Origin of the sequence: Peribacillus sp. FSL E2-0159, assembly GCF_038643155.1 — a bacterium.
Lineage (GTDB): Bacteria > Bacillota > Bacilli > Bacillales > DSM-1321 > Peribacillus > Peribacillus simplex.
This window is the reverse complement of record NZ_CP152053.1, coordinates 2,581,735-2,603,165: the sequence shown is the minus strand read 5'-3', so window position 1 is coordinate 2,603,165 and position 21,431 is coordinate 2,581,735. Positions and strand designations below refer to the sequence as shown.

Below are 21,431 nucleotides of genomic sequence, written 5' to 3'. Positions count from 1 at the left end.
TAAAGAAGTCATACTAACAATATGCAAGGAGTGTGCCAAAAATAAATCGTTATATTACGTTGATTCAATTAATGGTGAAATTCAAAATTGAATTATTTGCTGCGTTCTTAATAATATTAGACTCATAATACTAGGATTTAAATTTGACTCAATAAGTCATTTTTGAATTGAGAGATTGTTTTCGTAAAACGACTCAACTTGTAGTGCGGGGCATGTGGGGATTATGTTCTTGAAGGATATAACTGGTCATTTATAGGAAAATAAAACGGGATGCTGATCAAGATCAGCATCCCGTTCAAAAAATGATTCACCGCTCTATGGCGGAGTCATCTTCCAATGATATTTTCCATAATTCTTTCGCTTTTCCACTAACCGTTTCATCAAAAACAAATGATCCATTCGTATATCGATCATGATTTTTTAATGAAGCGGCATGAATCGTTTCAATGGTTCCCTTTTCAGAAAGAATGAATAAACTGTCGGTTTTGTTAATAATATCGAAACCAATGACCCTATGAGGATTCGATTTCAATTCCCTCAAGACCACGACACCTCGTTTTGCCCGGCTCGTTTTTTCAAACTCGGTTAATTTCATTTTCTTTATGGCCCCGCGCTGTGTAACGATAAAGATCGATTCTTTACTATCCTTGGCCAAAACCTTTCCGCCAATGACATAGTCATCTTCTTTCAAATTAATCCCTTTGACTCCTGCTGCCCGGACACCGACAACACTTACTTCTTCTTCATCAAACCATAAACCATATCCGTTATGAGTGACTAGGAAAAGGTCAGCCCGTCCATCGGTATGATGGACATCGACCAATTCATCGTCACCTTTTAAATTAACACCAACCAGCGGTTTTGAATGACGCTGAGCTTTATAGGAAGCTAATTCTGTCTTTTTCACCATACCATTTTTCGTGATGAACACTAAGAATTCCGGCAGGGTAAAATCTTTGATTGGAATCGCTTTTATGATTTGTTCTTCCCTGTCGATTGGAATGATGTTCGCGATATGCTGACCGGTTTCCTTCCAGCGAATATCAGGAAGCTGATGAACTGGACAATAGAGGTAGTTTCCTTTGGATGTGAATAGCAACAGGACATCTGTTGTATTCATCTCCAGCCTCTGGAGCAGGCGATCGGAATCCTTCATACCAAAATCAAGACCGCCTGATGCAGCATAAGATCGTAACGAAGTCCGTTTGACATAGCCTTCTTTCGTCACGGTCACCATCACGTCTTCACTCGCAATCAAGACTTCAAGATTGATTTTGATTTCTTCAATTTCTTTTTCGATTTTGGAACGGCGTCCGTCATCAAAGCCCTTTTTAATGAATCGAAGTTCTTTTTTAATTACTTGAAGAAGAACTTTTTCACTGCCAAGAATCTTTGTCAATTCCTCAATTTTGTTCTTCAATTCCGCTGCCTCTGCTTCAAGTGCTGTAATATCCGTATTTGTCAGCCTATATAACTGCAAGGAGACAATCGCTTCAGCCTGCGCTTCTGTAAAAGCGAATTTAGCAATAAGGTTATCTTTAGCATTCCGTTTGTCTTTAGATGCCCGGATGACAGCGATGACTTCATCTAATATGGACAAAGCCTTCACTAAACCATCGACGATATGTGCCCTGTCATGAGCTTTTTGCAACTCATAACGTGAACGGTTCAAGATTACCTCTTTCCGGTGTTCTATATATGCATCGAGCATTTTTGGCAAGCTCATCAATGTTGGCCGTTTTTTATAAATCGCGACCATATTGAAATTGTATGCAATTTGGAGATCAGAATTTTTGTATAAATAATGGAGGACTCCATTTGCATCTGCTTCTTTTTTCAGTTCGATTACAATGCGCAGTCCTGTACGGTCGGTTTCATCCCTTACTTCGGCAATACCTTCCACTTTCCGGTCTAGACGGAACTCATCCATTTTCTTAACAAGGTTGGCTTTATTGACTTCATATGGGATTTCAGTGATGACGATTTGCTGTTTGCCGCCCCGAATCGTTTCCACTTCCGCCAACCCGCGAATGATTATTTTCCCTTTACCTGTTTCATAGGCCTTACGAATGCCTTCAATTCCTTGAATTATACCGCCAGTAGGAAAATCCGGTCCTTTAATGACCGTCATTAAATCAGCGACTGTCGCTTCCGGCTTATCGATTCGCATAATGGCAGCATCAATGACTTCACCTAGTTGATGTGGCGGGATTTCAGTGGCATAGCCGGCTGAAATTCCTGTAGAGCCGTTTACAAGCAGGTTAGGGAACATTGCAGGCAATACAATGGGTTCTTCTGAAGTATCATCAAAGTTCGGTACAAAATCGACCGTCCTTTTTTCAATATCCCGCAGCATCTCGGAGGCAATCGATGAAAGCCTTGCTTCTGTATAACGCATCGCAGCAGGCGGATCACCATCAATACTACCATTGTTTCCATGCATTTGGACCATGACCTTCCGCAGCTTCCAATCTTGGCTCATCCTAACCATTGCCTCATAAACGGATGAATCTCCGTGAGGGTGATAGTTACCAATTACATTACCGACCGTTTTTGCGGATTTCCTAAATCCTTTTTCCTGAGTATTTCCTTCGACATGCATCGCATACAATATCCTGCGCTGTACCGGTTTTAAACCGTCCCTTGCATCAGGTAGTGCCCGATCTTGGATTATATATTTACTATAACGCCCGAAACGGTCACCAATTACCTCTTCAAGCGGCAAATCTCGAAATGTTTCTTCAAATACCATCGTTATTGACCTCCTCTTCAATCGACATATTTTCATTATCTAAAATATTCGATTCCTCTTCGAGACCAAAAGCGACATTGGCTTCAATCCACTTACGACGCGGTTCAACCTTATCTCCCATCAACGTTGTCACACGTCTTTCAGCACGGGCACCGTCATCGATCTTCACACGTATCAATGTCCTTGTTTCCGGGTTCATGGTGGTATCCCATAATTGATCGGCATTCATCTCACCCAGCCCTTTATAGCGCTGAATCATATAGCCTTTCCCCACCTTGTCTATCGCTCCCTGAAGTTCCTCGTCGCTCCAAGCATATTCAATGACTTCTTTCTTCCCGGTCCCTTTACTCACTTTATATAAAGGGGGCAAGGCAATATAAACCTTTCCTGACTCTATTAACGGCTTCATATAGCGATAAAAGAAAGTCAGCAGCAGCACTTGGATATGCGCCCCATCCGTATCGGCATCTGTCATGATAATCACTTTATCATAGTTGGTGTCCGGCGTATTGAACTCCGCCCCGACACCTCCGCCGATGGCATGGATGATCGTATTTATTTCCTCATTTTTAAAAATATCCGCCAGTTTTGCCTTTTCCGTATTGATAACTTTACCCCGTAATGGCAGGACTGCTTGGAAACGGCGATCACGCCCTTGTTTAGCGGATCCCCCAGCAGAGTCCCCTTCTACAAGATACAATTCATTCCGTTCGGGATTTTTCGATTGAGCCGGTGTTAATTTCCCAGAAAGGATGGCATCGGATTTCTTCCGTTTCTTCCCGCTTCTTGCATCTTCACGGGCTTTGCGCGCAGCTTCCCTTGCTTGGAAAGCTTTAATCGCTTTTTTAACCAATAGGGTACTCGTGGTCGGATCTTCTTCAAAAAAGTAGGCTAAGTGCTCTGATACGATGGAATCGACTGCAGAACGGGCTTCACTGGTTCCAAGCTTGCTCTTGGTTTGTCCTTCGAATTGAAGAAGTTCTTCAGGGATACGTACAGAAATGATTGAAGACAAGCCTTCACGTATATCGGTACCTTCGAGGTTTTTATCTTTTTCCTTCAATAGCCCCATTTTTCTGGCATAATCATTAAATGCCCGTGTCATGGCCGTTTTTGCGCCAATCTCATGGGTGCCTCCGTCTTTCGTTCTAACATTATTTACAAAGCTTAAAATATTTTCTGAATAACCATCATTGAATTGAAAGGCGAGATCTACTTCTATCCCATTTTGTTCCCCTTCCAAGCTGACTACGCTATGAAGGGTCTCTTTTTCTTCATTCAAGTAATCCACAAACGCCTCAATTCCATTTTCATAGTGAAAAGTTTCGTTATGGTCGTTACGTTCATCCGTCAATTCTATCTTCATGCCTTTTAAAAGAAAAGCTGATTCGCGAAGACGTTCACATAGGATATCATAATTAAAAGTCGTCACCGAAAATATTTTCGGATCCGGCTTGAAGTGGATTTTGGTCCCAGCTTGATTGGTTTTACCGATTTTCTCCAGAGTGGTTTCTGGCTTTCCGCCATTGAAAAAACGTTGTTCGTAAATGAATCCGTCCCTTTTGATTGTCACGACAAGCCATTCAGACAACGCGTTAACGACCGAAGCACCGACTCCATGAAGGCCTCCACTCGTTTTATATCCGCCTTGTCCAAATTTACCTCCAGCATGAAGAATCGTCAAAATGACTTCAGGCGTCGGTTTACCCAATTTATGCATGCCAATAGGCATTCCACGCCCTTTATCTGACACACTTACACTGTTATCCTTATGTATTTTCACACTAATTTGGTCTCCATATCCAGCCAAAGCCTCATCTACGGAGTTATCTACAATCTCGTACACTAAATGATGAAGTCCGCGTGCATCAGTACTGCCGATATACATACCGGGACGTTTTCTGACCGCTTCGAGTCCTTCCAGTACCTGAATTGCATCATCATTGTACTCGATTGTTTTTACTTTCTTTGCCACAGAAATTCCCCTTTCCTTACTAAACACAATTTCCGGGCCAAATCATACTGCAATGAAATGACTCACTAGCTTAACAAATACATTCATACGTTAATATCATATAAAAAGTATAATACTTTCACGAACAAAGAACAAGTGTTCTATTTTTTTCGTCCCTTTTATTAGCGTTAGCACCTTGGATTGGAACATGAAAACGTATCATAGCTACCATTCTAATTGTAGCGGTAAATTTTCATTTGGCAAATATACTTTTATTATTTTAATCAAATTAAGCTTTAATGGCTTAAATTTGCCCGACCGCTCAATGCCCGCTTTGGCTGCATTTTAGTTTTCTCCGGGTTGAGATATAGTGATACCTTAAAAAAAGAGCGGAAGTTCCGCTCTTCATTTTACTTAGTAAGGGCGTGTTCGACTTTTATACATCGATTCATGATGACAGTATATCCTTTTTCTTTCAAAAAATTATAGGCTTCTTCATTTTCCACCCCTAGCTGCGCCCAAAAGATATCTGCATCGATTTCTGCAAATTCCTTGGCTATCTCAGGAAGGAACTCTGAGCGGCGGAAAACATTGACGATATCGACGTGCCCTTCAATATCTTTCAGTGCTTTAACTGCTTTGACACCCAGCACTTCAGATACAGCAGGGTTTACCGGGATGATTTCATAACCGCTTTCCTGCATTGCCTTAGATACCATATAAGAAGTGCGTTCAGGGTTATTAGATAAACCAACGACAGCGATGCGCTTCGATTTTTTCAACATCTTTCCCATTTCTTCCCTGCTTGGATTTTCTATCATTCTTTTCTATCCCCTTTATAATAAAATGTAATATTTAATTAAAGAGTATTCCCTAACAAGGGTATTTTACAGAGAACAACTGTTTATTACCATTATTAAGAAAAACCATTATACAAGAAAGAATAAGTTTCGAAAAGGCAAGACTCACTTAACTGCCTTTATGTTCATACAGACTACCACGTATTGTAACAATTTATACAAAGAGGCATCCTTCATTTTATATTTACGAAAATAAGGAAACCTAAACCTTTTATCCTCTATGAACTTAACGTATATCAAAAGATGTAAGTTCATCAAGGAAAATTCATCTTTTCAGTGGTTTTTTTTTGGGACAGCCGTACCATTTTGTCACGAAAATGTTACAATAAGAGAAGCTTAACAGGTATTTTAAGGCTGTTTTAAGCTATTTCTACACGCTTATTTTTGAAAAAGGGAATAATCATCCCTTAAAACGTGTAAAAAAAAGAAGATTTTTCTTTAAAGAAAGGGTAATAGAATGCTTACATTTATCACTATACTGGCTGCCTACCTGATCGGTTCGATTCCTTCCGGTTTAATAATTGGTAAAACCTTTTACAAAATCGACATTCGGGAGCATGGCAGTAAAAACCTAGGCGGAACAAATACCTTCAGGACACTTGGTTTCAAGGCAGGGCTTACCGTTACTACCATGGATATACTAAAGGGTACCCTAGCGACTTATCTACCGTATATGCTAGACGTGGAAATGAATTTATTGCTAGCCGGAGTTTTTGCGGTCATTGGTCATATGTTTCCCATTTTCGCAAACTTTCGGGGTGGTAAAGCTGTCGCAACTTCTGCTGGTGTCATTCTTGCATACGAACCATTATTTTTTGTTTTTGCCATTTTCATATTCTTCATAACCTTATACATATCCAAATATGTCTCGCTTTCTTCCATGATTGCTTGTCTTCTAGCTCTCATCTATAGTTTAGTGTTTCATACTGGTGACTTGCCGCTCATTATTGTAATCGGTATATTAACGATTTTCATTTTTTACCGGCATCGCGCAAACATCAAGCGGATTATCGATAAAACTGAACCGAAAGTAAAGTGGTTGTAAGATCATACGCATAACCAAGTGAAAATAGGCCTGTATGCATGGGCCTATTTTCCATTCTACAATTCATTTGCCGTGTTATTCAGGATACCTGCATGCCTCGAAACCTTTTCAGTAGCGTTTCCGATTTCCTTGATGATTGACACTAATCCCTGAATTGTCATTTCCATTTCTGTAGAATCCGTTATATTCCCTTTAATCACTCCGATTATTTCATTAAAGGAATTTTCTGTTAACTCCGATTCTTTCTCACCTGCTTGAACCACTTCCTTGACCCTTAGGACAGAATCAACAACATCTTTCATATATTCATTTGATGTATACACGATTGCATCTATTTCAGCTATCGACTTTTTAGTCTGTTCAGCAAGTTTCCTTACCTCATTCGAAACAACTGCAAATCCATTACCATGTTCACCTGCACGTGCAGCCTCGATGGCTGAGTTCAATGATAGTAAATTTGTCTGGTCGGCTATTCCTTGTACAAGCTTAACAAACTCGGTAATGCTTAAGAAGGATTGGTTTAATAAAACGATCTTTTCATCAACATTTTTCATGAAAATAACAAGGTTTTGTATCTTTTCCGTTAAGATCTGCATACGATTCTGCCCTTCTTCAGCCAATGTTTTTGAACGAAGGGATTGTTCAGCGCGCGTTGCGATCTGCGTTTTGACATATTGCCCGTTTTCTATCAATTGCTTAACGGAAGCCTCCGTTTCTTCACTTAAATTCAGGACTTCTTCACTAACTAACGAGATTTTTCTTCTCACTTCCTCTTTTATTTCCAAATAATGATTTTCCCTAGCTTTTAAATTTTCCACTTCATATGCCTCAAGGACTAACTGCTGTTCGAGATTGAGTATTTTTCCTATCGCTGATATTAATGCCCTCTGCTCTTCTTCATTTCTGCTTTGTTCAAAGACAATTCTTTGCAAGTAATTCTGTACATTTTGAAAACCGGATGAATACCACCGGGGCTGTAATCCAATTCGATAATGGGTCTTCGCCACCTTCGTCCGTAATTCAACAAAATCATCGTCAATCACACCATTGAATAAAGATAGCATATGAGTAATTAACGTTTTCCTCAATTTTCCCACTGTGCTGTGCTCCGTGATTATCCCTTTCAATTCAGGTACCTGCAGAATCGTTTGATAAAAGGCATCAACAACTCTCTCTACCTGAGGTTCGATAGCCTCTCTAAATGCATGGATCAGCTTTAAATCGAATTCGGTTAAATCGATGATATTCACCTGAAGTTTCACCTGTTCACTACTTACATCTAATATGCCATCTGTTTCTTTTGCTTTTTGAAACCAGATTGCTTTTTCCGGCCTCCCTTTTATGAAAATCACCATATCCCACTCCCCCTGATTTTGTAATTCACGTTAAAGCTAATCCAAGATATACCACCAATCCAAGATGAGTCTTTATATCCATTATGTCGAAATAAATTAGATATAATATAAAACAAATGATTCTTTAAGACTACTAACATCTTTATTGTGGCCTCATTGCAATTCTTTTGTCAAGTTAAAAGGACCTAGATTATTTCTAGATTAACTTCCCATCAAAAGAATAGTATTAATTTCATTTAATGGAGAAATGGTCAAGTAAGGATTGAATAAATGTAAAACAGAGGCTACACTGGAACTAGTTATTAAATAACGATAGGAGAAAGTGCCATGAAGCCATTGCAAATATCACCGGAAACCGCATTAAAGTTATCCAAGTCACTAAATTTGCCTTTAGAGCAAATCATGCATATGCCTACACCCGTCTTGCTGAGAAAGCTTGCCGAGGCTGAAGCAAAAGAAAAAGAAAATACAAAATAGCTGCAGGAATCTGCAGCTATTTTTGTGTGTGCTCATATGTGTGCGAAACGACCTTACGAATTAAATCTTGAAAGGCGTTCCATTCTTCCCATTGATCTTGAAACTGAGCAATACCCACTTTCGTCGCATAATAATATTTCCTTTTCGGTCCTTCTATGGAATCCTGCCAGTAACTATTTAAATACTCTTTCTCTTCCAGCCTTTTTAAAGCTGGATATAACATGCCTTCTTTATAATGTAAATAACCATCACTTAACTGTTTGAGCTGTTCGATCATCTCATACCCATACATATCCTTTTGAGCCAATAATGAAAGCAACACCATTTCCGTACTCCCTTTTAACAGCTCCGTTTTCCGCAAATCAGCATCATCCCCCTCTTTATAAGGAAATAAATAAGATGGCATTTCGTTTTATCATCACATATATAATTTTTCAGAATCTTGCTTACCCCATCAAATATACCAATATTCCGAATATTCTTCTACCACTTTGTAATATTTAGCTTAGGAATCAAAATAGGCAAAAAAACCGCACATGGGCGGTTTTCAATTGGTTAAAGTCCATTCTTTTGCAAAATCAGGCAACGGCTTCTTTTTGACTGATATTAAATGTTCATTTTCATAGGTACAGGCAAATTCTTGTGGTGGTTCATCCTGTAATATATCTTTTAGATAATACTTTATGTTGGACACAACTTCATTTGCCTCCATAACCCATTGATATGGCTTCCAGGCAAGTTCCCCTTCATCACAGGCGGATAGCCCGCCACCTGCCTCTTCAGCTCGGTAAACATACATTCCACCCGTTTGATTCCATGTCACAATCCCTCGAAAGGCCATCCCCTTTACCTTCAATCCAGTTTCTTCAAGAATTTCGCGTTCCATCGATTCACCGATGGTTTCACCTTGTTCTATTTTCCCCCCTATACCATTCCATTTATGCCTATTGGGATTCTTTTGGCGAAATAGCATCAACACTTCATTTTCGTTGGATCTTTTTCGAGTTATGAAACAAATATTATATATAATATCCATGTTTGTTTCCTTTCTTAAACGCACATTATTCGCATCTACTTCATAATTACTTTATACTTAAATAACGAACCTCTAGGAAGGAGAATTAGTATGAAACTGACCATTTCCGATCAAGCAGCTAAGTGGTATGTTAATGAGCTGGGGCTTCAAGAAGGCACTCATTTGCGCTTTTTCGTAAGATATGGCGGGCATAGTACCGTCCAAAGCGGCTTTTCATTAGGTATCATGCAAGAAGAACCTGAAACTGCAGCAGTCGTAACCACTATGAATGAAATTAATTTTTATGTAGAAGAAAAGGATTTATGGTACTTTGATGGTCACGATTTACTTATTACTTTTAATGAAAAACTGACTGAACCTGAATTTCACTACGAAAAGAGTGCTTGACCCATGCAGCAGCGGTGTAAACTGCTGTTTTTCTTGTTCAATCAAGCAGGCGCTCTTTAATATCTTCCGCCCTAAGAATTTCCGCTTGCTTATCCCCTAAAAGATCGAAATGAGAATATCCATCCTTCCTGTGATGAATCCACTCTTTTTTAAGCCCGTATTTCATACCCCACTCCGATAAACGCCGTAAATCATTACACCCCACTTTTGTAACCGTCTTGCATCCAGGAAATCGGTCATCCAGCCAATAATGCGTTAAAAAAGCTATTTGGCCTTGATCGATTTTCTGCTTCCAGGCTACTACGTCTACCCGTTTAATCCCAAAAGCCATTTCTTATTCACCTCAATGTTTGTAATTAAACCAATTCATCCTGCTTTTTATTTTTCTCATAGGCCTCATGCCATTCAGGATACAACCGTTTAATGGATATCGGGCGGAAGCTATCCTTTTTAACGCAAACGTGGGAAGAATGACCTGTAGCCGCCACTTCATTTTTTCCATTAACGATCTCATACCCATAAACGACCCTTAAGCCGTCATATTTTTCAATCCAGGTTTTAACTTTTACCTTATCACCATATCTAACAGGGGTTTTATACGAAGCCTGAATATCCATAACAGGTGAAAGGATGCCATCCGATTCCATATCAGCATAATAAAATCCTAAATCATTTATCAATTTTGTCCTGCCTAATTCCATCCATATAAAATAATTCGCATGGTAAACAACACCCATTTGATCTGTCTCTGCATACCGCACTTCAATTTCGTTTTCAGCTATGAACATTATGTTTCCCCACTTTCATTTCTATTGCAATAAACATTCTACCATAACAAATGTGCAAATTTCATTTAAGCTGTCTTGATTGACTGCTTCCCTGCCATGAAAAACTAAAAGAAAAGAGGAGAAAGATTTTGCTCCTCTTTCTCCCCTTTACTTAGTTGATTAAATATTATCGTTTCTATAACCGCTTTCCCGTGCTTCTTGCTCATCTTGCATTTCTTCCTTCATTCCTTCGATGCTCTTTCTTCTTCGGTCATTTTTGGCCTCAATTGCCTGTTTCTCCTCACCTGAAGAGAATGATAACGTTTCATTTGCAGCGGATATGTTTTCTTCTGTATTTTGAATCGCATCCTGAATTTTTTCAACATTATCCAAACGGTTATCCTGATTGTGTTTATAAGAGCCCATTAATTTCACCTCATGTTTTTTTGTTTACATAATATTATTACGATCACTTTATTAAACCCCTTGATTACTCACCTTTAGTTTGAATGACTTGAGGATGTTTCCCTGATTTGTCCTGCATTTTCTTCCCGTTATTCCCACCTGCTGCAATTGGTTGTGTCCCCAGATGGCTCGGTCTAAAGTGTTTGGAATCTTTTTTTGGATTACCCATTCTATCGCCTCCTCCTCTTATCATGGATATAAAAGACGAAATTCATGAATGCCAGTTTTTGAAAAAGTCATGAAAAAAGAGCCAGCGCTTTGAAGGGACCTTCATAGCACTGGCTCTTTTGAAAAAATCTTTTGCAAAACCTATTCAGCTTTTTGCATATGTTTTTTTTCAAGACGTTCCTCAAGTCTTTCCATTTGTTTAACATCCATCAATAATTCTCTTTTGTTTTCTTTAATTAATTCTTCAAATGTCCTTTTTCTTTTTTTCATGCTTTTCACCTACTTATTTTTAATATACTATTCAGTATTGCCAAATTAACGTAAAATTATGACTATATGGTTTCCATCCCTATAATTGTCGTAATTATCAGATTTTTAACCTGATAAAAATTTCATTTCGCCACTCTCTCTACTTTAACCCTTTTTTCATTAACATTAACCATAATCTTTTAAATTTTTTGATTTTTCTATTAAATTATGACAACTTTGTTAACATACAATAAAACGGAACCTCATAAAGGTTCCGTCGGACTGTAGTCAAATTTCGCAGATAAGCCAATTTACCTACCGTTTTGGTCTTAAAATACGATCCCGTTGTTTGCAGAAATCCGCTCCCTTTCCGCCGACTGTCTGCCAAGCCTCCTCGCCGAAAGCGTCTCCAGGATCTCGACTAGCCAGTTATTCGCAAGGAGTGTCGGCTAATTTCTTCAATACCGATGGAACTTCATAAAGGTTGCCCTACTGCATACTATTTATATTTCGCTCCATATCTTTTAGTTGCATGGCTGAAATTACCTTATTCCTGATAATGCCTTCTTTGTCGATGAAGTAAGTTGTTGGTATGCTAAGAATCTTGTAGCGCTCATTCACTGGATTTTCTGCACTTTGACTGTCCAGCGGAATGGTAAAAGTAATTCCATTATCGTCTACAAAGGATTGTACATCATTTTCCGGGTCAATATTGACAGCAAGTACGACGACATCATCACCCGCTTGCTGTGCATATTTCTCCATATCCGGCATTTCCTTCTTGCAAGGCGGACACCACGTAGCCCAAAAATTCAGCATTACCTTTTTACCCTTATAATCAGATAATTCAACTTGTTTCCCATCCAAAGTTTTCAGGGAGAAATTCGGTGCGTTAGCTCCAATTTTCAATCCGCCCAAAGCATCTTTTTCGTCATTTTTCTTTGATTCATTATCCATAGCCTGCACGATCGCTACTGTAATAAGTGACAGTAAGGCCACCGAAGCAATAATTTTTTTAAGCATACTCGTCCCCCTAGTCCCATTACAATAAAAATATTAGTCCATTTCCAGAAATAGAACAACTTCCCTATTCCATCTTAACAATAAAAGGACCTCCGGAAAAGTGAATTTCTTTAAATCATATCATGATATCACTTTGTTTCATAAACTTGACACAAAAAAAGCGGTAAACCTGACAAGTAGGTTTACCGCTTCCTAGCTGAAATTAGCCTTTTAATTTATTACGTAATACCATTTGAAGGATACCACCGTGACGGTAGTAGTCGATTTCGATTTCGGAATCGAAACGAACAAGTACATCAAATTCTTTTACGTTTCCAGCTTCATCAGTAGCTGTAACTGTTACGATATCACGCGGTTTAACTGTTTCGTCGATTTTAACTGCGATCGCTTCTTTACCAGTCAATCCAAGCGTTTCAGCGTTTTCGCCTTCTTTAAATTGAAGTGGAAGAACACCCATTAATGCAAGGTTAGAACGGTGAATACGTTCAAAGCTTTCAGCGATGACTGTTTTGATGCCAAGAAGGTTAGTACCTTTTGCAGCCCAGTCACGAGAGCTTCCCATACCATAGTCTTTACCAGCGATGACTGCAAGACCTGTTCCATCAGCTTTGTATTTCATACAAGCATCATAGATAGCCATTACATCGCCTGTTGGCCAGTAAGTTGTGTATCCACCTTCTGTACCTGGAGCAACTTGGTTACGGATACGGATGTTTGCGAACGTTCCGCGCATCATCGCTTCATGGTTACCACGACGAGAACCGTAAGAGTTAAAGTCACGCGGTTTCACACCGTTTTCACGAAGGTAGATACCAGCTGGTGTATCTTTACCGATTGCACCTGCAGGAGAAATGTGGTCAGTTGTTACTGAGTCACCGAATTTACCTACTACGCGCAAACCAGAAAGTGGGTTAACTGAACCTGGTTCTGGTGATAATCCTTCAAAGAATGGAGGATTTTGAATATATGTTGATTTAGAATCGAAAGCATAAATTGCTTCGTTGCTTGTTTGGATTTCATTCCAACGTTTGTTATCGTTGAATACTGTTTCGTATTCTTTACGGAATAATTCCGGTGTAACTGTCGCTTTAACAGCAGCGTTAACTTCTTCTTGTGATGGCCAGATATCAGCAAGATATACATCGTTACCATCTTTATCTTTACCAAGTGAATCATTGTTAAGATCGAAGTCCACAGTACCAGCAAGTGCATATGCAACAACCAAAGTTGGAGAAGCAAGATAGTTTGCTTTCACTAGTGGATGAATACGACCTTCAAAGTTACGGTTACCAGAAAGTACTGAAGTTACTAGAAGATCTGCTTCAGCAACTGCTGCTTCAATTTCGTCCGCTAATGGACCTGAGTTACCGATACATGTTGTACAGCCGTAACCAACTACGTTGAATCCTAATTGATCAAGGTATGGTTGAAGACCTGCATCACGAAGGTAACCAGTAACAACTTTAGAACCTGGTGCCAATGATGTTTTTACATAATCCGGAACAGTCAAACCTTTTTCAACTGCTTTTTTAGCAATAAGACCTGCTCCAAGCATTACATACGGGTTAGAAGTGTTCGTACAGCTTGTGATTGCAGCAATTGCAATCGCACCTGTTTTCATTACTGTTTCTTTACCGTCGGCAAATTTAACAGTTACTTCTTTATCCAATTCAGAATTGTCCATGCCAAAACCTTGGTTGCCCATAGGTGCATTGATAGCGTCATGGAAAGATGATTTCATTTGAGAAAGTGGAATCAAATCTTGCGGGCGTTTAGGGCCTGAAAGGTTTGGTTCAATTGCTGAAAGGTCGATTTCCACAACATCATTGTATGCTGGATCTTCGTTTTCAGGAGAGTAGAACAGTCCATTTTCTTTACAGTATGATTCAACCACTTTAATTTGTTTTTCATCACGGCCTGTTAAGCGCATGTAATCGATCGCTTCTGCATCAACAGGGAAGAAACCAACTGTAGCACCGTATTCAGGAGCCATATTAGCGATTGTTGCACGGTCAGCAAGTGGAAGGTATCCTACTCCAGGGCCGTAGAACTCAACAAATTTACCAACTACGCCGTGTGCACGAAGAACTTGTGTTACTTTCAATGCAAGGTCAGTAGCTGTTGTACCTTTAGGAAGTTGGCCAGTCAGTTTAACACCAACCACTTTTGGAACTGGGAAGTAAGAAGGCTGTCCAAGCATACCTGCTTCTGCTTCGATACCGCCGACACCCCAACCAAGAACACCAATACCGTTGATCATTGTAGTATGTGAATCTGTACCGAAAACAGAATCAGGGAATACTTCGAAGTCGCCGTTTGGAGTTTCAACAGCATGAACCACGTTCGCAAGGTACTCTAGGTTAACTTGGTGAACGATACCAGTTGCCGGTGGAACTGCACGATAGTTGTTGAATGATTTTTGAGCCCAGCTTAGGAACTGGTAACGCTCTGCATTACGTTCGAATTCAAGATCCATATTGGCATCAAGGGAATCCATTGTACCTGCTTTATCAACTTGTACAGAGTGGTCAATTACAAGGTCAACCGGGATTTCCGGGTTGATTTTGTCAGGATCTCCACCAAGTGCTGCGAAAGCATTACGTAAAGAAGCTAAATCAACAACAACTGGAACACCAGTGAAATCTTGTAGGATTACACGAGATGGCTTGAACGGTACATCTATATCTTGTTGCTCACTTGTTCCCCATTTAGCAAGGTTCGCAACGTGTTCTTTTGTGATTACTCTTCCGTCTACTTGGCGAAGTACCGCTTCAAGTAAAACTTTAATGGAATATGGAAGGCGTGATACTTTGCCGTCCCCTGCTTTTTCAATAGCGTCTAGGCTGTAGTAGTTGTAGCGTTTCCCTTCAATTTCAAAGGACTTACGCGCTTGGTATACGTCATTTTTCGTCATGAATATTACCCCCTATTAAACTGTCAGAACTTATTCTGCACATGAAAGTAAAACCTGGTTCACTGAAACCATGTTTACCATAAATATAAATAAAAAGTTAGTTTGTCGAATTTTCTCTCTGTTCTCCCACCCTAACTCTTCCTTCAACTTAATACTAATATAGAAATGAGTATAAGTAAATAACAAGAAAGTTATTGTTTTTGATAAGTTTCTCTTATAGAAAAAAATCCCCTACATATTAAAGTGCATTTAGGAAGCCTTGCTGATATCCATTTTATTGAAAATCCCCCTATTTGTGGCCAGATAAATTATTCCAGCAAAACATATTAGCACTTCATACATAATCATTCGACATTATCGCATTCTATGGGTGGAGGTGTCGAAATGACAAAACAAAAGGCAAATCATGTTATACCAGGTATGAATGCTGCAAAAGCGCAAGGTAATGGAGCTGGATTCAATGATGAACTGGGAAATGAACCGCCATTATCTGAAATGCAAAGGCAAAATAATAAAAAAAGAAAGAAAAACCAATGATTTCCCTCATTTCTAGGCGTTAAATAGGATAGGCTTTTTGAAATGGCAGTTGTACTGCATTTTTCAAAAAGCCTATTCCGTTCTAAAATCAGGAAATGCACAAGTAAACGCGCAAAACTCATTAGTAAAGCGCATGAACTCACGACGATAGAACCTGTCACTCAATAGTTCTCTGAATTGACCTCATTGACGATTGCCTGAATATCCTGTTCGAATTTTTTCAATTGTTCTTTCTGATGTTCGGAAGCCGTGACTAAAGCAGACTGTATTTGCTGATAGGCCTCGTTCACTTCCTGCTTCACATGTTTCAATTCCGTTCCGTAATCCGGTGCGTTCTTCTCAATGGATGAATATACATCAAATACCTGTTGATAACTTTGCTGGGCTTCCTGGAAAGTCCTTCGCTTATCTTGTTTATCCTGCATTTTGGTTCAGCTCCTTAATTAGTGTCCATCAATAGCATGTACGAGGTTTGCAAATATATGTATGTGAATAAAATTTCTCGGACTGATTATCTTAAGAGATAGGAGGGATAGCACATGAACAAAAACGATGGTAAAGATATTCGAAAAAATGCTCCTAAAGGAAATAACCCAGGTCAACCTGCACCGTTAAGCGGTTCTCATAAGGTGAAAAACAGACAGCACACCCGTCAGAAGCATAATAGCAGTCATGATATGTAAGCTGCTTAAATAATTGTTCCATAACAAAGCGGTGCCGCCCTGAAAAGGCAGACACCGCTTTCGTTTTATATTTGTGAAACAAATAAGTCACATGAAGGATTCGATACCTTCCTATTATATGGGCATCTTTTTTGGCAGCCTTTCACGGGTTTAAACGTTTCAAGTCCGTGCCATTCCCTTTTTCAATACAGTTCAGCCAAAATAACGATGATATAACGTTTTTGCTTCTGCAATATCTTTTGTTCCATGAATCAACGCCCGCCCATCTTTAAAAACGACCAACCGATGGGTTCCGATAGTAAATGAAAGTAAATAAGGATTCCTAACAATCTTACCACCTTGTGCGAGAAGATTGTTTTCGAGTTCCGCTAAGTCTCTTTCAAGATTCAATGCCGGCCGAATCTGAACAGAATCCCTTCCGCATAAAACGGCTGTCTTTGTTCGATTTGAATAGGAGAGGTGTGGATACGTTCGATTTGACCCACATGACAAACAAGTAGCTTTTTTTAATTGAGCTACATTTATGGATGAATGTTCATTTTTCCAAAGATCAAATGAAATGATTTTGTTTCTTAGTGACTCATAATCTTCTACAAGGATTTTTAATGCTTCCGCCATTTGATGGGCAACGACCGTTTGAACAGCAGGGCTGATGATTCCCGCCGTATCACATGTCAATCCTCCCATTGGAACCGTTTCTAGCAAACAATTCAAACATGGTGTCACCTCTGGGATCACCGTGTAACTTATCCCATAACTCCCAACACAGGCCCCGTAAATCCAGGGTATGCTATATTTTTGCGCAGTATCATTAATAAGCATCCTGGTATCGAAATTATCAGTGGCATCCAATATTAAATCCACGCCTTCAACAAGCTTCGCCAGTTCATCAACTGAAACATCCGCCACATGCGATTTTACGATAACGTCCGAATTCAGTGCATTCAAACGATTCTTAGCCGCCACTGCTTTCGGTATTCTTTTTAGTGCATCTTCTTCACTATAAAGCTGTTGTCTTTGAAGGTTGCTCCACTCTACATAATCTCTGTCCACAATGGTGAGTTTCCCAATTCCTGCTCGTACAAGTCCTTCCGCACTGCCCGTACCAAGAGCACCCGCTCCAATCACCAAAACGTGTTTTTTGCGAATTTTCAATTGCCCTTCTTCCCCTATAGGGCCAAAAAGTTCTTGACGTGAATAACGTTCATTCATCCAATGCTCAATCCTTCAACTGGGCTGCTTGCTATCGCGTAATCATTTTTTTCGATTCTTCCTGCTTCATACCCTAATCGACCTGCCTCAATGGCAAGTTTCATTGCTTTCGCCATTTTGACCGGGTCTTTCGCTCCGGAAACAGCAGTGTTAAGCAACACGCCATCCGCCCCTAATTCCATGGCGATTGCCGCATCAGAAGGCGTTCCAATCCCTGCATCAACAATTACTGGAACCTCTGATTGTTCCATGATGAATCGTAGGTTCAGTGGGTTTATAATGCCTTGACCAGAGCCAATTGGTGAAGCTCCAGGCATGATTGCATGGCACCCCACTTCTTCCAGGCGTTTAGCGAGCAACACATCATCCGAAGTATAGGGTAATACGATGAATCCCAGTTTCACTAATTCTTCAGCAGCTTTCAATGTTTCAATCGGATCAGGCAGCAGTGTTTTTTGACAGCCAATGACTTCTACCTTAATCATGTCACATAAGCCAGATGCCTTTGCAAGATGGGCTATACGCACTGCTTCTTTGGCTGTTTTAGCTCCTGCTGTATTGGGAAGGAGTGTGTATTTTTTCAAATCCAGCTTTTCTAAAAAATTGGGCTGACTGGCTTCAAAAATGTTCATTCTCCGGACCGCAAATGTTAAAATTTCCGTCTCCGAAACCTCCACTGATTGCTTTTGAACATCGAAGTTTGGATATTTTCCAGTACCTAATAATAATCTTGAAGAAAATTCATAAGAACCAATCTTTAACATATCATCCGCCTCCTACAAAATGTACAATCTCTACCTTGTCTCCATTTGACAAAAGTGTTTCACTTAGACTTTCTTTTGCTAATATTTCATCATTTAGTTCAACAATCACTACTTTTTGATGTAAATTAAAGTGTTGCAAAAGCCCTGTAACTGTTGATTCATCAGCAGGAATCTGTATTTTTTCCCCGTTAATAATCAATTCCAATTCATCCACCTCCATTAAGAAAAAAGGGTCTGTATCGAACGATCCAATCGAAAAGCAGACCATTCGGGATTTGTCTTCCTTTCTACAATATCCGCTATAAGTACACCTGTAATTGGAGAAAGCAGGATGCCATTCCTGAAGTGCCCTGTTGCAACGAAAAGTCCTTTGCATGCTGGATGTTCACCAAAGTACGGCAAGCCGTCCCCAGTTTGAGGGCGTATACCTGCCCATGTCTTTTCCAATTCGGTTCCTTTAATCGCCGGAAGCAATTGCGTTGCCTTTTCAATTAACGTAGAAATCCCGTCAAGACTTACCTTTTGATCGAAAGTGTTCGCTTTAACCGTTGCCCCGACAATGATTCTTCCGCCAACTTTGGGCACTAGATAGCAGCCATGTGAGAAGATTGTCTTTTCAAGCAATGGACGATCGGTCAGGACGGAAAAGCACTCTCCCTTTACAGGATAACTGTCGTGTTTCATCCCTGATTTTTCAAGGAGGAAAGCACTCCATGCCCCACCTGCTACGATGACATTTTCACTTGAAAATCCACCAATGTTCGTGACCACTCCCGTTACACATCCGTTTTCCGTAACTAAATCGGTGACATGAACAAATTCCTTTATATCTACACCAAGGGCAGCTGCAGATTTAGTAAAAGCGAGCGAAAGCCTAGTGGCTGAAACTTGTCCATCCTTCGGAATGAACATGGCTCCCATAATCTCATCCGATAGAAGCGGTTCCGTTTTCCTTATTTCGGCAGTCGATAGCCATTCAGCCTCAAGTCCCGCATCTTGCTGGACTCTGATCTTGTTCTTCAGCTCGGCTACCTGATCATTCGTTAGCGCCACCTTAAACATGCCCTTGTTCACTAATTCGATGTCTATTCCACTTATGTCTTTTAATTCTTCCGACAGTGCAGGAAACATCCCCCTGCTTCGGCTTGCCAATGTAAAAAGCGGGTTATCAGCATCTAACTCGGCTTGTGCCCCCAACATCCCGGCTGCAGCACTGGATGCTTTACTGGCAAGTCTATCTTTTTCCAATAAAAGGACCTTTTTACCTCGTTTTGCTAATTGAAAAGCAATGGATCCACCTATTACTCCTCCCCCAACAATGATTGCATCATATATGGAATTCATCTTATATCTCCTTTCCCAAAGACTTCGAATATTCTTTAACAGCTCTAATTGGATTTTCAGCTTCAAGCACACCTGACATGACGGCAATTCCACGTGCTCCCGCATCCAGCACGACTTGGCAATTGAAAGGTGTTATTCCGCCTATCGCAATTATCGGAAGATTGACATTTCTTGTAATTGCATGAAGCTCCTCAACTCCCTTAGGAGGAAGGCCGATTTTTGAATCCGTTTCAAAAACATGTCCATAAATCGCGTAATTGGCCCCTTTGCTAAATGCGGTTTTCGCTTCATCCATGGAATGGATCGAACAGCCAACATTCATCCCTGGAAAAGCTCCTTTTACGACTCCCGCATCTAAACTATGGAAAGCCAATTGCACACCAAATACTTTGTGTACCCAGGCTACATCCACCCGGTCATTAATGATGATCTTAGAAAGCGGAATCTTTTTATCATGTAATAGGGTCACTGCTTGATAGAGTTCCGATGCACTCATATGCTTTTCCCTTAGATAAAAGAAATCAACATGTTCCTGAATGTTTGAAGCGATTTCCACAAACTTTTCAATTGGCTGTTTCCCAGTAGAAATAATATGCAATTCATGTGCATTCATACTAAGAACCCCTAACTAGTAAAGTTACAATCTCATAAAATTAAATAGAAACAAACGGGAATTGAATCGATAGATAAAAGCCGGCCAACAGCAAAATGATAAAATACAGAATGAAACCATGGTCCATTTTTGAAAAACCAAATTCATAATAGTATGTTCGATCCCGAGTGTCTGTAAATCGCTTTGCCTCCATCGCAACCGCGATTCGGTGAGCACGTCTGATACTTCCGGATAACAACGGGATGGAATAGGCTTTCATTTTAAAATATACCGATCTTATCCCTTTTCCCCTTTCGAAGCCGCGTACCTTCATCGCGTTTCGTATCGTTTGGAACTCCTCCATCATGATGGGAATCAGCCTTAATGCCGCCATGAAACTATAGGCATATTTCGGTTTAAGCTTAACTTGCTGCATTAAGGAATAAAACAAGTTCACTGGTCTAGTCGTTAAGGAAAAAGTTAAACCAAGGGCCGCAAAGAACAAAGCTCGAAAGCCTACCAGTAATCCCCTCATGAAACTTTCCTCCGTAATCGATATTAGGCCCCACTCAAACCAAAGCGTCTCACCTTGCCCGAATAATATCATTGCGGAAGAGGTCGATATAAAAATGAAACAAAAGGGAATCGACAAAAGTAAGATGCGTTTTATCGAATGCCCGGTAAAAAACAAAAATAAAAGTAATACGCCAATAGTGATATTCATCATATAATTCAGGTCATGAATGAATAACGCCACGATGCATAATACAATCAGTACACCAAGTTTAAGACTTGGATTAATTCTATGGAGCCATGTTTCTGCATTTGAAACATTCATCTACATGAC

At 39.9% G+C, this 21,431-nt stretch carries 25 protein-coding genes; 5 read left to right on the top strand and 20 right to left on the bottom strand.

Annotation, left to right across the window (positions count from 1 at the left end):
- Positions 1-307: 307 nt before the first annotated feature.
- The 3 genes from parC to NYE63_RS12790 form a co-directional block, all read right to left on the bottom strand.
- Entirely contained in the window at positions 308-2,752 is a 2,445-nt protein-coding gene (parC, locus tag NYE63_RS12800) for a DNA topoisomerase IV subunit A (protein ID WP_342605426.1), read from the bottom strand.
- Positions 2,742-4,727: a DNA topoisomerase IV subunit B gene (gene parE, locus NYE63_RS12795; protein ID WP_063233557.1), complete on the bottom strand. Its 1,986-nt coding sequence runs from the start codon at positions 4,725-4,727 to the stop codon at positions 2,742-2,744. The genes parC and parE overlap by 11 nt, the downstream gene beginning before the upstream one ends.
- Before the next feature lie 389 nt (positions 4,728-5,116).
- On the bottom strand, positions 5,117-5,527 hold the full coding sequence (locus NYE63_RS12790) for a CoA-binding protein (protein WP_144480004.1): 411 nt from the start codon (positions 5,525-5,527) through the stop codon (positions 5,117-5,119).
- A gap of 496 nt (positions 5,528-6,023) precedes the next feature.
- Between NYE63_RS12790 and plsY the strand changes: the two genes are divergently transcribed.
- Positions 6,024-6,611, top strand: a complete 588-nt coding sequence (gene plsY, locus NYE63_RS12785) for a glycerol-3-phosphate 1-O-acyltransferase PlsY (RefSeq protein WP_342605425.1) — start codon at positions 6,024-6,026, stop codon at positions 6,609-6,611.
- Positions 6,612-6,667: 56 nt separating this feature from the next.
- On the opposite strand, the gene NYE63_RS12780 is transcribed toward plsY, so the two are convergent.
- Complete coding sequence (locus NYE63_RS12780; protein ID WP_342605424.1) at positions 6,668-7,966, bottom strand: globin-coupled sensor protein; 1,299 nt, start codon at positions 7,964-7,966, stop codon at positions 6,668-6,670.
- A gap of 327 nt (positions 7,967-8,293) precedes the next feature.
- On the opposite strand from NYE63_RS12780, the gene NYE63_RS12775 reads away from it, so the two are divergent.
- Positions 8,294-8,443 carry a YycC family protein gene (locus NYE63_RS12775; protein ID WP_069981711.1) on the top strand — a complete coding sequence of 50 codons (150 nt, stop codon included), beginning with the start codon at positions 8,294-8,296 and terminating at the stop codon, positions 8,441-8,443.
- Positions 8,444-8,459: 16 nt separating this feature from the next.
- Here NYE63_RS12775 and NYE63_RS12770 read toward each other — a convergent pair whose 3' ends face one another.
- Positions 8,460-8,849, bottom strand: a complete 390-nt coding sequence (locus tag NYE63_RS12770; protein ID WP_342605423.1) for a PadR family transcriptional regulator — start codon at positions 8,847-8,849, stop codon at positions 8,460-8,462.
- 141 nt (positions 8,850-8,990) lie between these two features.
- On the bottom strand, positions 8,991-9,479 hold the full coding sequence (locus NYE63_RS12765; RefSeq protein WP_342605422.1) for an NUDIX domain-containing protein: 489 nt from the start codon (positions 9,477-9,479) through the stop codon (positions 8,991-8,993).
- 90 nt (positions 9,480-9,569) lie between these two features.
- On the opposite strand from NYE63_RS12765, the gene NYE63_RS12760 reads away from it, so the two are divergent.
- A complete protein-coding gene (locus NYE63_RS12760; protein ID WP_342605421.1) occupies positions 9,570-9,866 on the top strand; it encodes a HesB/YadR/YfhF family protein in 297 nt (98 codons plus the stop codon).
- 37 nt (positions 9,867-9,903) lie between these two features.
- Here NYE63_RS12760 and NYE63_RS12755 read toward each other — a convergent pair whose 3' ends face one another.
- The 7 genes from NYE63_RS12755 to acnA form a co-directional block, all read right to left on the bottom strand.
- Positions 9,904-10,197, bottom strand: coding sequence for a hypothetical protein (locus tag NYE63_RS12755; protein ID WP_342605420.1), 294 nt, complete (start codon positions 10,195-10,197; stop codon positions 9,904-9,906).
- 25 nt (positions 10,198-10,222) lie between these two features.
- The gene (locus NYE63_RS12750; RefSeq protein WP_342605419.1) at positions 10,223-10,654 is read right to left on the bottom strand and encodes a thioesterase family protein; all 432 of its coding nucleotides are present in this window, start codon (positions 10,652-10,654) and stop codon (positions 10,223-10,225) included.
- Positions 10,655-10,813: 159 nt separating this feature from the next.
- Complete coding sequence (gene tlp / locus NYE63_RS12745) at positions 10,814-11,059, bottom strand: small acid-soluble spore protein Tlp (RefSeq protein ID WP_342605418.1); 246 nt, start codon at positions 11,057-11,059, stop codon at positions 10,814-10,816.
- Positions 11,060-11,123: 64 nt separating this feature from the next.
- Positions 11,124-11,267: an acid-soluble spore protein N gene (locus NYE63_RS12740; RefSeq protein ID WP_057275900.1), complete on the bottom strand. Its 144-nt coding sequence runs from the start codon at positions 11,265-11,267 to the stop codon at positions 11,124-11,126.
- 140 nt (positions 11,268-11,407) lie between these two features.
- A complete protein-coding gene (locus NYE63_RS12735) occupies positions 11,408-11,536 on the bottom strand; it encodes an FbpB family small basic protein (protein ID WP_072272906.1) in 129 nt (42 codons plus the stop codon).
- A gap of 468 nt (positions 11,537-12,004) precedes the next feature.
- Entirely contained in the window at positions 12,005-12,538 is a 534-nt protein-coding gene (locus NYE63_RS12730) for a TlpA disulfide reductase family protein (RefSeq protein ID WP_342605417.1), read from the bottom strand.
- 202 nt (positions 12,539-12,740) lie between these two features.
- On the bottom strand, positions 12,741-15,452 hold the full coding sequence (gene acnA, locus NYE63_RS12725; RefSeq protein WP_342605416.1) for an aconitate hydratase AcnA: 2,712 nt from the start codon (positions 15,450-15,452) through the stop codon (positions 12,741-12,743).
- 384 nt (positions 15,453-15,836) lie between these two features.
- Here acnA and sspO point away from each other — a divergent pair, with 384 nt between their 5' ends.
- The gene (gene sspO, locus NYE63_RS12720; protein ID WP_342605415.1) at positions 15,837-15,989 is read left to right on the top strand and encodes a small acid-soluble spore protein O; all 153 of its coding nucleotides are present in this window, start codon (positions 15,837-15,839) and stop codon (positions 15,987-15,989) included.
- Between the two features lie 161 nt (positions 15,990-16,150).
- Here sspO and NYE63_RS12715 read toward each other — a convergent pair whose 3' ends face one another.
- Positions 16,151-16,414, bottom strand: a complete 264-nt coding sequence (locus NYE63_RS12715; protein WP_342605414.1) for a hypothetical protein — start codon at positions 16,412-16,414, stop codon at positions 16,151-16,153.
- 114 nt (positions 16,415-16,528) lie between these two features.
- Here NYE63_RS12715 and NYE63_RS12710 point away from each other — a divergent pair, with 114 nt between their 5' ends.
- Complete coding sequence (locus NYE63_RS12710) at positions 16,529-16,672, top strand: small acid-soluble spore protein P (protein ID WP_063233544.1); 144 nt, start codon at positions 16,529-16,531, stop codon at positions 16,670-16,672.
- 192 nt (positions 16,673-16,864) lie between these two features.
- Here NYE63_RS12710 and NYE63_RS12705 read toward each other — a convergent pair whose 3' ends face one another.
- From NYE63_RS12705 to NYE63_RS12680, 6 genes are read right to left on the bottom strand one after another with little or no spacing between them, the layout of a single operon-like run.
- Positions 16,865-17,884 carry a thiazole biosynthesis adenylyltransferase ThiF gene (locus tag NYE63_RS12705; protein WP_342605413.1) on the bottom strand — a complete coding sequence of 340 codons (1,020 nt, stop codon included), beginning with the start codon at positions 17,882-17,884 and terminating at the stop codon, positions 16,865-16,867.
- Positions 17,881-18,648, bottom strand: a complete 768-nt coding sequence (locus NYE63_RS12700; RefSeq protein WP_342605412.1) for a thiazole synthase — start codon at positions 18,646-18,648, stop codon at positions 17,881-17,883. Before NYE63_RS12700 ends, NYE63_RS12705 begins: the two co-directional genes overlap by 4 nt.
- 1 nt (position 18,649) lies before the next feature.
- Positions 18,650-18,853: a sulfur carrier protein ThiS gene (gene thiS / locus NYE63_RS12695; RefSeq protein WP_251431756.1), complete on the bottom strand. Its 204-nt coding sequence runs from the start codon at positions 18,851-18,853 to the stop codon at positions 18,650-18,652.
- A 14-nt stretch (positions 18,854-18,867) separates the two neighbouring features.
- Positions 18,868-19,992 carry a glycine oxidase ThiO gene (gene thiO, locus NYE63_RS12690; protein WP_342605411.1) on the bottom strand — a complete coding sequence of 375 codons (1,125 nt, stop codon included), beginning with the start codon at positions 19,990-19,992 and terminating at the stop codon, positions 18,868-18,870.
- A 1-nt stretch (position 19,993) separates the two neighbouring features.
- Positions 19,994-20,605, bottom strand: coding sequence for a thiamine phosphate synthase (locus NYE63_RS12685; protein WP_342605410.1), 612 nt, complete (start codon positions 20,603-20,605; stop codon positions 19,994-19,996).
- A gap of 40 nt (positions 20,606-20,645) precedes the next feature.
- Positions 20,646-21,422, bottom strand: coding sequence for an energy-coupling factor transporter transmembrane component T (locus tag NYE63_RS12680; protein WP_342605409.1), 777 nt, complete (start codon positions 21,420-21,422; stop codon positions 20,646-20,648).
- Between the last annotated feature and the right edge of the window lie 9 nt (positions 21,423-21,431).